Here is a 13,124-nt window from a genome sequence, read left to right as displayed (position 1 = left end):
GAAAGAGGACACCCATGCAGACCGCCGAACTCCACGACGTCGCGACCACCCTGCGTACCGCACGTGTGAACGGTGCACCGATCACCGCACCGACCAAGACCTGGCCCGCCCTCGACGCGGATTCCGCCTTCGCCGTCCAGCGCATCAACGTCGAGCACGCGATCGCAGGCGGTGACCGCCTGGTCGGGTACAAGCTCGGCAACATCGCGAAGGTCATGCAGGAAGCCTTCGGCCTCGGCCAGCCCGATTACGGATTCTTGCTGGCCAGCATCTTCGCCTACGAAGGCACCACCCTTGAACGGGAAAACTACATCGAGCCGTTCGTCGAACTCGAACCCGCATTCGTGCTGAAGAGCAGTCTGCGCGGACCCAATGTCACGGTCGCCGATGTCATCAACGCCATCGACTATGCGGTGCCCGCCATCGAGATCATCGACTCCCGTGTCCAGAACTGGGCCATCGACCTTCCGGACACGCTGGCCGACAACGGATCCACCGGCGCGGTCCTCCTCGGCGGCACTCCCCGCCGCCTCACCGACCTGACCCTGCGCGACATGCGCGGCTCCCTGCATTTCAACGGCCGCGAGGTCATCACCGGCAACACCCGCAACATCCTCGGCAATCCCCTCGCCGCGGTTGCCTGGCTGGTCAACCGCCTCGCCGCCTACGACGTCGAGTTCCAGGCCGGCCAGGTCATCCTCCCCGGCAGTTGCCTGCAGGCAGTTCCCATGAACCGGCCCGGCCGCTGGGTAGGCGAGTTCGAAGGCTTCGGCACCATCGAATTCGACGTTTCCACCGCCAACAACTGACGCGCCCTCTCGACGGGCTCTGCGCTCTGCCCCGTCGAGTCGGTCCACGAGAAATCCTCGCGGGGAGAGCATTCCCCGCGGCAACACGTTCGTTCAGGAATCAGGAGCGCCTTCTTGACTGAACGAACTGCGCGGGTGCCTGACCTGATGTGTCGGCGTCAGGCACCCGCTCTCCACGTGCGACGCACCGCCGTACCGGCCACGCCTGACTGCCGGTTACGGCGGTGCGTTTGTCGTAGGACTACCGATGCCGTCCGCCCGTGCACCCCGCCGCCTCTCGGCGGGGCTTCGGACCCCGCACCGTCGACCCCGGGAAACCGAATGACCATCACCGAGCATCAATCCGACCGCCCCTCTGGCTGGGACTGGCGACATGAGGGATCGTGCCGCGGAACCGACACCGAGATGTTCTTCTCGCCCGACGATCGCGAACAGCGAACCGTCCGCGCACGGCGCGAACGCCGTGCCAAACAGATCTGTCAGGACTGCCCCGTGCTCCCGGAATGCCGAACCCACGCCCTCACCGCCGCGGAACACTACGGCATCTGGGGTGGCATGTCCGAGACCGAACGCGCCCGCCTCGGCCGGCGGCACACCCAGCGGCGTGCCCGCTGACATCCGCCACCGCGCCGCTGAACCATCCGTATCAATCAGTGATGAGCACGAGTACCGGTGGAATATCCGTAACGGCGGGCAGGATCGGCCCCGCCGCGGCCGGTATCTCCGGTCACCGACGAATCAGACTGTTCCCCTGTCGATGTCTGTCGTCCGCACCTGACCAGGACTCGACCAGTTTCGGGCCGGACACGCCGAACACCCCGTCCGCGGAACCTGGGTGCGGGTTCGCGGACGGGGTGCTCGGGTGGATCCTCGCTAGTCGGTGACGCCTTCTGCACGGGCAGCGGCGGCGACTGCCTCCGCGACAGCGGGGGCGACGCGAGGATCGAGCGGGCTGGGAACGATCTTGTCCACAGCCAGCTCGTCACCGACGACCGAGAGGATTGCCTCGGCGGCGGCGAGCTTCATACCTTCGGTGATCCGGCGGGCACCGGCATCGAGCGCACCCCGGAACACCCCGGGGAAGGCCAGCACATTGTTGATCTGGTTCGGGAAGTCACTGCGCCCGGTGGCCACGATCGCCGCATGCTTACGGGCGATGTCCGGGTGGATCTCCGGGTCCGGGTTCGACAACGCGAACACGATCGAATCCTGCGCCATGGTCGCGATCAGCTCCTCCGGCACGGTGCCCGCGGACACCCCGAGGAACACATCCGCCCCATTGAGGGCTTCGGCGGTGCCGCCGCGGCGGCCGGCCGGGTTGGTGCGTGCGGCCAGATCGACCTTGATCTCGTTCAGGTCCTTGCGGTCGGCGGAGACGATGCCCTTCGAATCGAGGACCGTGACATCGGCGATCCCGGCGGCGAGCAGGATGTTCGCGCAGGCGACACCGGCGGCGCCGGCACCGGAGATGACGACCCGCAGCTGGTGGATGTCGCGGTCCTGGACTGTGACCGCACCCTTGAGGGCGGCCAGGACGACGATGGCGGTGCCGTGCTGGTCGTCGTGCATGACCGGGCAGTCCAGGGCCTCGATGACGCGCTTTTCGATTTCGAAGCAGCGCGGTGCGGAGATGTCCTCCAGGTTGACCGCCCCGAAGCTCGGGCGCAGCCGGATCAGGGTTTCGACGATCTCGTCGGGGTCCTTGGTGTCGAGGACCAGCGGGATCGAGTTCAGGCCCGCGAAGTTCTTGAACAGGGCGGACTTGCCCTCCATCACGGGAAGCGAGGCGCGGGGGCCGATGTCCCCGAGACCGAGTACCGCGGAGCCGTCGGAGACGACGACCACCAGGCGGCTGGTCCAGGTGTACCGGTCGGCGAGGGTTTCGTCGGCGGCGATGGCGCGGGAGACCTGCGCGACGCCGGGGGTGTAGGCGATGGACAGGGCGCGCTGCGTATCGAGGGCGGTCGTGGTCTCAACCGAGAGCTTCCCCCCGATGTGGCCGGCGAAGATCTCCTCGTCGGTCAGCTCGACCTTCTGCGGTGCGGTGGATTCGGACACGACAGTCAAGGGTGTACTCCAAAGGTGTTGGGAGGAACTCGGTGGTGGGATTTCAGTGCGCGTCGGCGAACCGGGCCGTGGGTGCGGAGAGCACCTTGCCGGACCAGCTGCGGTGGGCGGGGTCGGCGAGAAAGACGAGGGCGGTGTCGAAATCCGGTGTGATGTGCTGGTCAGGGAATTCGGGTGAGGGGAGTTCGTCGATCAAACGGATGGTGTTGACCTGTACGGTTCGCGCGCTGATGTCGTGTGCCGCGGCGGCGGTGAAAGCCTCGATCGCGCCGTCGATCACCCGACGGGTCAGGGTGGATTCCCTTGTGTCAGCGGCTAATCGGTCTACGCCGACGACGGTGACGATGGACCCTGCGCGGTTGCGGCCACTCATCGACTGCGTCGCCCGGCGCACGGTTGTGAACAACATCCGCAGATGAGCGAGGAGGAATCGGTCCCAGTCGTGGGGGTGGATCGACTGGAGTGACGTGCCGGTGGATTCGGGCCCGGGGATCCACGCGGAGTGAATGACGGTGTCGACCCGGCCGTGGGTGTCTTCGATGCCGGTGAAGAGCCGGTCGACCTCCCCGTCGATCGTGAGATCGGCGACGGCGGCGGTCGCGCGGCCACCGATGCCGGTGATGTCCTGGGCGACCCGCTCGGCCGCCTCCGAAGTGAAACTGTGTGCGATGACGTCGAATCCGTGCGTGCCGAGAGCGCGGGCGGCATAGGCGCCCTCAGGCTGTTCGACGCCGGTGACCAGAACCAGTCTGTCTCGTGCGGGTGGAGTCTGCGGGTTCAGCGGAATGGAGTCCACCAGGGCTAGTCCGTCCTTCTGGGATAGCTCGATCGTCAGGGTGCGCCGGTGTCGGCGAGGATCCGCTGCGCACCGGCCACGGCGACGGTTGTCAGCCGAGCCGCTGCAGGGTGTGCCCCATGCGGTCGCGTTTGGTGGTCAGATACGACCGGTTGTAGACGGTCGGTGACGACTCGTGTGGGATTTGTTCGGCGACGGTGATGCCGTGATCGCTCAGGGCCCGAACCTTGTCGGGGTTGTTCGTCATCAGCCGCACTCGGCCCACCCTCAGGTCGTCGAGGATTTCGCAGGCGACGCGGTAGTCGCGGCTGTCGACCGGCAGGCCGAGGCTGACGTTGGCGTCGATGGTGTCGAGGCCCTCATGTTGCTGGAGTTCGTAGGCGCGCAGTTTGTGACCCAGGCCGATACCACGGCCTTCGTGTCCGCGAAGGTAGATCAGGACGCCGGTGCCGGCCTCGGCGATCGCGCTCATGGCGGATCGGAACTGGGGGCCGCAGTCGCAGCGCAGGGAGCCGGCGAGGTCACCGGTGATGCATTCGCTGTGCAGCCGGACCAGCGGGGCGTCGTCGGCGGCAACGTCACCCATCACCAGGGCCAGGTGCTCGACGCCGTTGCCGGGTGCTTGATAGGCGAGCGCGTCGAATGTCCCGACCTCGGTCGGCAGGGTGCTGCGACCGGACCGGAGAACGATGTTCTCGGAGCGGGCGGCACTGTGGCGCAGCGGTGTCACCGTGCTCGCCGCGCGTGAGCGCCAGGCGCGCAGTTCGGCGATGGAGATCATCGGGATCGAGTGCCGTGCCGCGAGTTGCCGGAGGTCGTCGCGGCGCATCATCTCGCGCCGGTCGGGGGTGACGATCTCACAGAGCAGGGCGGCGCCGCTGAGCCCGGCCATGCGGCACAGGTCGACTCCGGCTTCGGTGTGCCCCGGGCGCTCGAGAACACCTCCGGGCTTCGCGAGCAGCGGCATCACGTGGCCGGGCCTGGCGAGGTCGGCGGGGTGCAGGGCGGGGTCGGCCAGTGCCCGGATGGTGGCGCCGCGATCGCCCGCACTGATTCCCGTGGTGGTGCCGTGCCGGTAGTCGACGCTGACCAGGAAGGCAGTGTTGTGGGCTTCGGTGTTGTCGGGGACCATCAGGTCGAGACCGAGCTTGCCGGCGCGGGCCTCGTCGATGGCGACGCAGAGAAACCCGGATGTGTGTTCGAGGAAGAACGCGACCGCATCGGTGCTCGCGTATTCGGCGGCCATGATCAGGTCGCCCTCGTTCTCGCGGTCCTCGTCGTCGACGACGAGGACCATTCCCTTGTTTGCCAGTGCGGTGACCGCGTCCGAGATGGTCGACATGATCGCTGGCTCCTTCCTTGGCGAACACACGGAGTGTGGTGGGACGTTCTGGGTCGAGGCGGAGTCGCGGGCTGACATCGTTGTCGGCCCGACGACTCCGCGCTCGGGATTGTGGGTGGTTACCGCTGGTGCGGAGCGGAGGTTTGGCTGAGGCTGCGGCCCATCGTTTCCGGGGCGAGGAGCTGGGAGACCGAGGCGCCGACGACGCAGATGCCGGCGGCGATGAGCATCGTGGTGCCCGCGCCGAGGTTGTGCATCGACCAGGGCAGCAGGAACGTGCCCAGACCGGCGCCGACGCGGCTGAACGCGGTCGCGAAACCCGTACCGAGGCCGCGGATCTCGGTCGGGAAGATCTCACCCGGGTAGACACCGGTCAGCGCGGTGCACATGGCGTTGGCGAACGCGAAGACCAGGAAGCCGATCAGCACCAGTACCGGCGGTGCAGAGGTCCACAGCCCGATGGCGGCGAGGACCGCGGCGCACACCCACTGCTGCGGGATGGTCAGCTTCCGCCGGCCGATGCGTTCGATGAGCAGGACCGAAACAACCACACCGGCGAGGGCGAGGCCGTTGACCCCCAGGGCGCCGACGAGTCCGTCACCGAGACCGTAGTCGGCGAGCACGCTGGCCGCGAAGGTGGCGATGGCGAAGTACGGTGCCACCACGCAGAACCAGAACACGGAGATGAAGATCGTCGCGCGCCGGTAGGCCGGGGAGAACAACATCCCGAAGGTGCCCTTGCGGGTTTGCTCGTTGGTGATGTCGAGGACGTCGGCGGGGTCTTCGAGATACGTATGGGCGATCTCGGTTGCCTCTTCGGTGCGGCCCTTGTTCATCAGCCAGCGCGGGGATTCGGGCATACCCAACCGGGCCAGGAGCAGGATGACGGCGGGCAGAGTGCTCGAGCCGAGCACGATGCGCCAGTCGAGGGACCACACGGTGGTCATCAGGAAGCCGGCGATAAAGGCCGTCATGAATCCGAGGTACCAGGCGACCTCGTTGCAGGCCATCAACCGGCCGCGCAGACGGGCGGGAGCGAATTCGGCGAGCAGTGGCCAGCCGACCGAGTAGTCGGCGCCGATCGCGACGCCCATCAGAAGCCGGACCAGGAACAGCTGCCACGTCGAGTCGACGAAGAACTGCAGGACCGAACCGACGGTGAAGATCGCCAGATCGATCGTGAACAGCGGCTTGCGGCCGAGTTTGTCGGCGAGCCAGCCACCGAGGGGGCCGCCGATGAAGATGCCGATCAGCGCGGACGCCCCGATCAGCCCCTCCCAGAACAGCGACATGCCGAGATCGAGGGTGATGGCCCCGATGACGGTGCCGATGATGCCGAGGATGTAACCGTCGATGAACATGCCGCCGGCGATGACACCGGTCAGCTTGACCAGGAAGCGCTGCTTGTCGACTGACTGTTGGCCGATGTCCACGGCCTCGTTGTTCGTGATGGTCATCAGGCCTCCTCGCTCGTGCGCTTGGGCATGGCGATCACGACCGACGACGGTGGGCAATCGCCGTGCGCAGTGGCGGATGGGCGGGAAGCAGATGTTCGCACGTGTTGTCACAACCTTCGTGAAATGGTGCACGGCCGCGGAATCCGAGGGATCTCCGGCGACTGCGGGTCGGTGGGATGGGCTCTATCGGTAGGGCGCTGCAGCTCAACCGCGCTACGTGTTCATAAACTGAACGATGTGGTCAAAAGTGTGACATGGGACTCAGGGCGCGTCAAGACCTGTCCCGGGACGCGCGATGAATCCGGGGCGTGCCGCCTCGCGGTCGGCGCCGGCGAATCGCGCCCCACTTATGGCGCCAGCTGGGAATTCGGTACCCGCACCGCAAGTCGCCAGCGCCTGGGCCCGTGCGGTCATGGGTCGGTGATTGGCCGGGGGCTGCGTCGCTCGAGTGCGGGCTGTACGCATGCTTCCCCTGAGCGCGCTCCGCCCGGCACACGCCCGGCGTCCGTCGCTCTTGACAGATTGTGACCTACAGCTCAGGATCAGTGGCGAGAGATTTTGAACGAGACGTTCAGTTTATGAACATCACGGGTACGCAGGGGTCCCGAATCCGTCCCCTGAGTTCACGGCGGTGAGGAGTGGATATGGCGGACAATGCCCACCAGCAGCACGAAGCCGATGTCGTCGTGGTCGGCGGCGGCATCGCCGGGTTGATCGCCGCCCGGGAACTGTCCGGCACAGGACTGAGTGTCGTGGTGCTCGAAGCGCGCGACCGGCTCGGCGGACGGGTGTGGACCGACCATCGTCTCGGTCGGGACCTCGAGATCGGCGGCACCTGGATGCACTGGGTGCAGCCGCACGTGTGGGCCGAAATCACCCGATACGGACTCGAGGTGACCCGCGGACCGCGCGCGGAGCAGGCGTACTGGCTCGCCGGCGACCAGGTGCGCACCGGCACGCTCGATCAATTCATGGAACTGATCGATCCCGGTATGCGTCGGCTGCTCGCCGACACCATGAAGTTCGTCCCCCGGCCCGATCTGCCGCCGGCAGCACCCGAGCTCGCGAATATCGACCGGTACAGCGTGCAGGACATGCTCGACCGATTACAGCTGAGCGAGGACGAATACCAGGCGAACGAGGCGGCCTGGGTCGGCCACTTCAATGGACCTCTCACCGAGGGGGCATTCACCACCGCCCTGCGGTGGACCGCCGCCGCCGCCGGCTCGTGGCATTTGATGCACGAGGCGTCGGCAGTATTCCGCCTCGCCGACGGCACCCAGTCCCTGGTGGCGGCGATCGCCGCCGACACCACCGCGGAACTGCGCACCGGCGCGGAGGTCACCCGCATCGATCACGACGCCGAACGCGCTCACGTGCACCTGAGCGACGGTCACGTGATCACGGCGCGTCGAGTCGTGATCACCGTTCCCCAGAACATCCTCGGCGATCTCTCCGTCACCCCACCGCTCAACGACGGCAAGCTCTCCGCAAGCAAGGAGAAGGCGGCCTCACGCGGCGTCAAGTGCTGGATCCGGGTGCGGGGTCCGATCGCCCCGTTCTTCGCGTACTCCTCCGCCGCCCACCCGCTGTCGGTCGTGCGCACCGAATACCTCGGCGACGACGACGCGGTCCTGGTGGCGTTCGGCGCCGACTCGACGCGGCTGGATCCGAACGATCGCGATGCCGTGCAGCGGGCACTGACCGTCTGGCGTGACGATCTCGATGTCCTCGAGGTGACCGGACACGACTGGATGAGCGACCCGCACTCGCGGGAGACCTGGATGATGCACCGCCCGAACCAGGTCACTCGCTACCTGGGCGCGCAGCAAGCTACCGAAGGCGTCCTGCACTTCGCGAGCAGTGACATCGCCAATCTGTGGGCCGGATTCATCGACGGCGCCATCGAGAGTGCACTGCGTGCCGCACGAGACATCGCCACCGAACTGCACCCCGACCACTCCGCCCGCGCCGCTGCCGGGTCCGGCACCACGATCTGACAAGGAGTCATCATGCCTACTTCCACCATCGACCAGGCGCACTACCGCAACGTGATGGGGAACCTGCCCACCGGTGTGGTCGCCCTGTCGGGTATCGGTGTGGACGCCGAGTTCCCGTGTGGGCTGGTGGTCGGTACCTTCCAGTCGTTGTCGCTGGATCCGCCGTTGGTCAGCTTCAGTGTCGCGCACACCTCCACCAGTTGGCCGAAGGTCCGGGCCGCCGGACGACTGTGCGCCAGCGTCCTCTCTGCCGGCCAGGAATCGGTCTGCCGCGCACTCTCGAGGAAGCAGCCCAACAAGTTCGCCGACATCGACTGGTCCCTCTCCGAGGCCGGATCACCCCGGATCGACGGCGCCCACGCCTTCGTCGACTGCGAGGTCACCCACGAACTCGACGGCGGCGACCACGTCATCGTCATCGCCCGGGTGTTGCAGATGGACACCGGACACGGCGAGCCTCTCGTTTTCCATCAGGGCCGACTCGGTGGAATCCGGCAACTCACCGCCGCCTGACCCACACACCCCGGCTGCGCCGCACTCCGGCGCGAGCCTCGAACTCAGAAAAGGATTTCGCATTTCATGACTGACACCCGTTCGATCGAGCAGGACACCACCGACGCACAGCTCGACCGCCTCCTCGACGCCGCGGCCGCCGCCGCACCGCTCTGGGAGGACCGCACCCCCCACGGTCGCGCCGCTGTGCTCGTCGCGATCGCCGACGCCCTCGAGGCGCACGCGGAAGCGCTGGTCGCCGAGGCCCTCACCGAAACCGGGCTTCCCCAGGCTCGGTTGAGCGGTGAACTGAACCGCACCTGTGTGCAGTTGCGGATGTTCGCCGAGGAACTGATCGACGGCACCTTCCTGGACGTGATCATCGACCGCGCAGATCCCGACTTCGTCCTCGGCGCCCGCCCGGACCTGCGCCGGTATCAGATCCCCGTGGGCCCGGTCCTGGTCTTCGCCGCCAGCAACTTCCCCTTCGCGTTCTCCGTCGCCGGCACCGACACCGCCTCGGCGCTCGCTGCCGGCTGCCCGGTGGTGCTCAAGGCCCATCCCGGCCACCCCCGCACCTCCGCCGCCACCGCCGAGGTCGTCGCCGGGGCACTGTCCGCGGCCGGCGCCCCCGACGGCACGTTTGCGCTACTCAGCGGTTTCCGGGCCGGCACCCGTGCCCTCGAGGACCCGCGGATCGCCGCTGCCGCCTTCACCGGGTCCGTCGCCGGTGGCCGTGCCCTGTTCGACATCGCCGCCGCCCGACCCAACCCGATCCCCTTCTTCGGTGAACTCGGCAGCGTCAACCCGGCCGTCGTCACCGCCGGTGCACTCGACGAGCGTGCCGAGGCGATCGCGTCCGGGTTCGTCGGTTCGTTCACCCTCGGAGCCGGACAGTTCTGCACCAAACCCGGCATCCTGCTGGTGCCCGCCGGATCGCCGGTCACCGAGCAGATCACCGCCCTCTCCCAGCAGGTGCCCGCGGCGCGGATGCTCACCGCGAAGATCGCCGAGGGTTACCACCATCGGATCGAGGCGGCCGCCGCGGCACCCGGCGTCGAGGTCCTCGTCAAGGGCACCGCATCGACCGGCGAGAGTGGGGTACCCGAGGTCACCCCGACGCTGCTACGCACCACCGCCGAGCAGTTGGTCGCCCAGGCGGACACGCTGCTCGAGGAGAGTTTCGGCCCCGCCGCGATCATCGCGGAGTACGGCTCCGAGGACGAGGTGAACCGAGTCCTGAACGGTGTCGACGGCACCCTCACCGTGACCGTCCACACCCGCACCGAACCGACCCCCGACGAACGCGACCAGCTCCGCAGGATCACCCGGATCGCCGCCACCCGCGCCGGGCGACTGGTGTTCAACGGGTGGCCCACCGGCGTCGCGGTCACCCCCGCCCAGCACCACGGCGGCCCCTACCCCGCCACCACCGCGGTCTCGCATACCTCGGTGGGCACCACCGCGATCCGCCGATTCCTGCGCCCGGTCACCTACCAGGACGCCCCGGAAGTGCTCCTGCCCGCACCGATTCAGGAACGCAACCCCCTCGAGATCCCCCGCACGGTCAACTCTGCCGGCGAATCGTCCACTTGGGGCCGCGCCCAGTCCTGACAACCGACGAGCGCGCGGATGCGCCCGAGAGTTCCCCACCCAGCCGCCCCGGCGTTCACTATATGAACGCCGGGGCGGTAGAGTGGTCGTGGAAGCGCGCACCCGAGGGTGTGGTGCGCACCGACGCGACAAAGGGGTGGCATGAGCGAAGTACCCGAACCGACGGAGATGACGAACAAGTCGGTGACCAAAGCGGTTCGGCTGCTACGGGAGTTGGCCGCGCACCCGCGCACCGGCGCCACCGTGACCACGCTCGCGAAGGGGGTCGGGATCTCCCGGCCCACCGCGTTCCGTCTGCTCTACAGTCTCGAACGCACCGGGCTCGTGGACCGAATCGACAACAACTACATCCTCGGCTGGGAAATGGCCCGCCTCGGACGGCGCGCCGACCCCTACGCCGGACTCGTCGCGCGCGCACAACCGCTGCTGCAGGAGCTGGCCGACAAGTTCAACGAATCGGTGACGCTGTCCGTGCCGAATTCGCAGGACGGCCTGGACCTGGTCGCCGAGGCCGCCGGCTCGCACGTGGTCGGGATCATGAGCCGCATGTCATCGCACATGGTCGGCCAGCAATATCCGCTGCACGCCAGCTCCACCGGCAAGGTACTGCTCGCCGAGATGCCGCTGGACAAGGTGCTCGCGCTGCTGCCCGAGAAGCTCGAGGCCTATACGCCCCACACCATCACCGATCGTGCCGTTCTGCTCCGGGAACTCGATCAGGTCCGCGAGCAGGGGTTCGGCATCATCGACAACGAACTCGAAGAAGAACTGATTTCGCTGTCGCGGCCGGTGCGGGACTCCTCCGGCACGCTGGTGGCGATCTTGACGCTCAACAGCCCCCGCTACCGCTTCGGGCGCGACCGCATTCCCGAAGCGCTCCAGCAGATGCAGGCCATCGTCGAGCGCCTCGTCGAGGTGTTCTGGCAGGACGCGGTGGGCGAATAGTCCCGCCGATCAGCCATTCTGCGTGAATCACCGGGAACCGGAGCCCTGGTACGGACTCCGGTTCCCGGTGCTCTCTGCGGATGCCTCTCGTGATTCCGCTTGGGGGCGTTTCGGTCAGGTTCGTGCGGGCTGACCGACGCGGGGGGCCGAGGTTTCGCTCAGGTTGCGGCCCATCGTTTCCGGGGCGAGGACCTGGGAGACTGCGGCGCCGACGACGCAGATGCCGGCGGCAATCAGCATCGTGATCCCGGCGCCGAGGTTGTGCATCGACCAGGGCAGCAGGAAGGTGCCCAGGCCTGCACCGACGCGACTGAACGCGGTCGCGAAACCGGTTCCCAGGCCACGGATCTCGGTCGGGAAGATCTCCCCCGGGTAGACCCCGGTCAGGGCGGTGGACATGGCGTTGGCGAACGCGAAGACCAGGAAGCAGATCAGCACCACCGCGGGCGGGGCGGACGTCCACAATCCGATGATCAGCAGGACCACCGCGCAGACCCACTGCTGCGGGATGGTCAGCTTCCGCCGGCCGACACGTTCGATGAGCAGGACCGAGACCATGACACCGACCAGGGCGAGGCCGTTGACCCCGATGGCGCCGACGAGTCCGTCACCGAGGCCGTAGCCCTCCAGCACACTGGCTGCGAACGTGGCGATCGCGAAATACGGTGCCACCGCGCAGAACCAGAAGATCGAGATGAAGATGGTCGCCCGCCGGTAGGCCGGGGAGAACAGCATCCCGAAGGTGCCCTTGCGGGTGCCCTCGTTGGCGATGTCGACGACGTCGGACGGGTCCTCGAGGTAGGCGTGGGCGATCTCGGTTGCGTCTTCGGTGCGCCCCTTGTTCATCAGCCAGCGCGGGGATTCGGGCATGCCCAGCCGAGCCAGGAACAAGATCACCGCCGGAACGGTGCTCGAGCCGAGCACGATGCGCCAGTCGAGGGACCACACGGTGGTCATCAGGAAGCCGGAGACGAAGGCGAACATGAAGCCGACGTACCAGGCGACCTCGCAATAGGCCAGCAGTTTGCCGCGCAACCGTCGGGGGGCGAATTCGGAGAGCAGTGGCCAGCCGACGGAGTAGTCGGCCCCGATCGCGATGCCCATCAGCAACCGGACGGCGAACAGTTGCCAGGCCGAGTCGACGAAGAACTGCATAACCGATCCGAGGATGAAGATCGCCAGGTCGATCGCGAACAGCGGCTTGCGGCCGAGTTTGTCGGCCAGCCAACCGCCGAGGGGGCCGCCGACGAAGATGCCGATCAGCGCGGAGGCGCCGATCAGCCCCTCCCAGTACAGCGACATATCCAAATCGAGGGTGATGGCACCGATGACGGTGCCGACGATGCCGAGGATGTAACCGTCGATGAACATGCCACCGGCGATCACACCGGTCAGTTTGACCAGGAATCGCTTCTTGTCGACCGGCCCTGGGTCGGCCTTCGTGCCGACCGGGCCGTCCTCATACTCTCCGACGGAATCCGTGTTGGTAATCGTCACCAGGTCACTCCTTGCTGGTGCGCGTCGACATGACAGCCGACGTGGACGGTGCGAATGCCGTCCGGGGCGGGGAAAGGCGGGGATGAAGTGTGCGCGTGTGTCGGC

Annotated in this window: 11 protein-coding genes; 6 read left to right on the top strand and 5 right to left on the bottom strand. The window is 67.3% G+C overall.

Features of this window, described 5'->3' with window-relative positions; translation table 11 throughout:
* The first annotated feature begins 14 nt into the window (after nt 1-14).
* Both ACLIVD_RS35325 and ACLIVD_RS35320 read left to right on the top strand, forming a co-directional pair.
* Complete coding sequence (locus ACLIVD_RS35325) at nt 15-809, top strand: 2-keto-4-pentenoate hydratase (protein WP_283333209.1); 795 nt, start codon at nt 15-17, stop codon at nt 807-809.
* A gap of 321 nt (nt 810-1,130) precedes the next feature.
* Nucleotides 1,131-1,424, top strand: a complete 294-nt coding sequence (locus ACLIVD_RS35320) for a WhiB family transcriptional regulator (protein WP_283333208.1) — start codon at nt 1,131-1,133, stop codon at nt 1,422-1,424.
* Nucleotides 1,425-1,682: 258 nt separating this feature from the next.
* On the opposite strand, the gene ACLIVD_RS35315 is transcribed toward ACLIVD_RS35320, so the two are convergent.
* The 4 genes from ACLIVD_RS35315 to ACLIVD_RS35300 all read right to left on the bottom strand — a co-directional run bounded on the left by ACLIVD_RS35315 (nt 1,683) and on the right by ACLIVD_RS35300 (nt 6,471).
* A complete protein-coding gene (locus tag ACLIVD_RS35315) occupies nt 1,683-2,876 on the bottom strand; it encodes an NAD(P)-dependent malic enzyme (protein ID WP_283333207.1) in 1,194 nt (397 codons plus the stop codon).
* 43 nt (nt 2,877-2,919) lie between these two features.
* Nucleotides 2,920-3,672, bottom strand: a complete 753-nt coding sequence (locus ACLIVD_RS35310; RefSeq protein WP_283333206.1) for an SDR family NAD(P)-dependent oxidoreductase — start codon at nt 3,670-3,672, stop codon at nt 2,920-2,922.
* A 91-nt stretch (nt 3,673-3,763) separates the two neighbouring features.
* The gene (gene ribA / locus ACLIVD_RS35305) at nt 3,764-5,014 is read right to left on the bottom strand and encodes a GTP cyclohydrolase II (RefSeq protein ID WP_283333205.1); all 1,251 of its coding nucleotides are present in this window, start codon (nt 5,012-5,014) and stop codon (nt 3,764-3,766) included.
* A 119-nt stretch (nt 5,015-5,133) separates the two neighbouring features.
* Nucleotides 5,134-6,471, bottom strand: coding sequence for an MFS transporter (locus ACLIVD_RS35300; protein WP_280779448.1), 1,338 nt, complete (start codon nt 6,469-6,471; stop codon nt 5,134-5,136).
* 644 nt (nt 6,472-7,115) lie between these two features.
* Between ACLIVD_RS35300 and ACLIVD_RS35295 the strand changes: the two genes are divergently transcribed.
* From ACLIVD_RS35295 to ACLIVD_RS35280, 4 genes are all read left to right on the top strand, one after another.
* Nucleotides 7,116-8,471, top strand: a complete 1,356-nt coding sequence (locus ACLIVD_RS35295; RefSeq protein WP_283333204.1) for a flavin monoamine oxidase family protein — start codon at nt 7,116-7,118, stop codon at nt 8,469-8,471.
* A 12-nt stretch (nt 8,472-8,483) separates the two neighbouring features.
* A complete protein-coding gene (locus ACLIVD_RS35290) occupies nt 8,484-8,984 on the top strand; it encodes a flavin reductase family protein (RefSeq protein ID WP_283333203.1) in 501 nt (166 codons plus the stop codon).
* A gap of 66 nt (nt 8,985-9,050) precedes the next feature.
* Nucleotides 9,051-10,577, top strand: coding sequence for an aldehyde dehydrogenase (NADP(+)) (locus tag ACLIVD_RS35285; protein ID WP_283333202.1), 1,527 nt, complete (start codon nt 9,051-9,053; stop codon nt 10,575-10,577).
* A gap of 141 nt (nt 10,578-10,718) precedes the next feature.
* Complete coding sequence (locus ACLIVD_RS35280; protein WP_005249938.1) at nt 10,719-11,522, top strand: IclR family transcriptional regulator; 804 nt, start codon at nt 10,719-10,721, stop codon at nt 11,520-11,522.
* A 114-nt stretch (nt 11,523-11,636) separates the two neighbouring features.
* On the opposite strand, the gene ACLIVD_RS35275 is transcribed toward ACLIVD_RS35280, so the two are convergent.
* Nucleotides 11,637-13,019 carry an MFS transporter gene (locus tag ACLIVD_RS35275; RefSeq protein ID WP_283333201.1) on the bottom strand — a complete coding sequence of 461 codons (1,383 nt, stop codon included), beginning with the start codon at nt 13,017-13,019 and terminating at the stop codon, nt 11,637-11,639.
* Between the last annotated feature and the right edge of the window lie 105 nt (nt 13,020-13,124).

Source organism: Rhodococcus sp. G6(2025) (assembly GCF_058628105.1).
The sequence above is the reverse complement of the archived record's forward strand: the minus strand, read 5'-3'. Positions and strand labels throughout refer to the sequence as shown.

Bases quoted from the DNA above. Each gene is read 5' to 3' on its own strand.
- ACLIVD_RS35325 (WP_283333209.1), top strand. From the start codon at position 15: ATGCAGACCGCCGAACTCCACGACGTCGCGACCACCCTGCGTACCGCA.
- ACLIVD_RS35320 (WP_283333208.1), top strand. From the start codon at position 1,131: ATGACCATCACCGAGCATCAATCCGACCGCCCCTCTGGCTGGGACTGG.
- ribA (WP_283333205.1), bottom strand. From the start codon at position 5,014: ATGTCGACCATCTCGGACGCGGTCACCGCACTGGCAAACAAGGGAATG.
- ACLIVD_RS35300 (WP_280779448.1), bottom strand. From the start codon at position 6,471: ATGACCATCACGAACAACGAGGCCGTGGACATCGGCCAACAGTCAGTC.
- ACLIVD_RS35295 (WP_283333204.1), top strand. From the start codon at position 7,116: ATGGCGGACAATGCCCACCAGCAGCACGAAGCCGATGTCGTCGTGGTC.
- ACLIVD_RS35290 (WP_283333203.1), top strand. From the start codon at position 8,484: ATGCCTACTTCCACCATCGACCAGGCGCACTACCGCAACGTGATGGGG.
- ACLIVD_RS35285 (WP_283333202.1), top strand. From the start codon at position 9,051: ATGACTGACACCCGTTCGATCGAGCAGGACACCACCGACGCACAGCTC.
- ACLIVD_RS35280 (WP_005249938.1), top strand. From the start codon at position 10,719: ATGAGCGAAGTACCCGAACCGACGGAGATGACGAACAAGTCGGTGACC.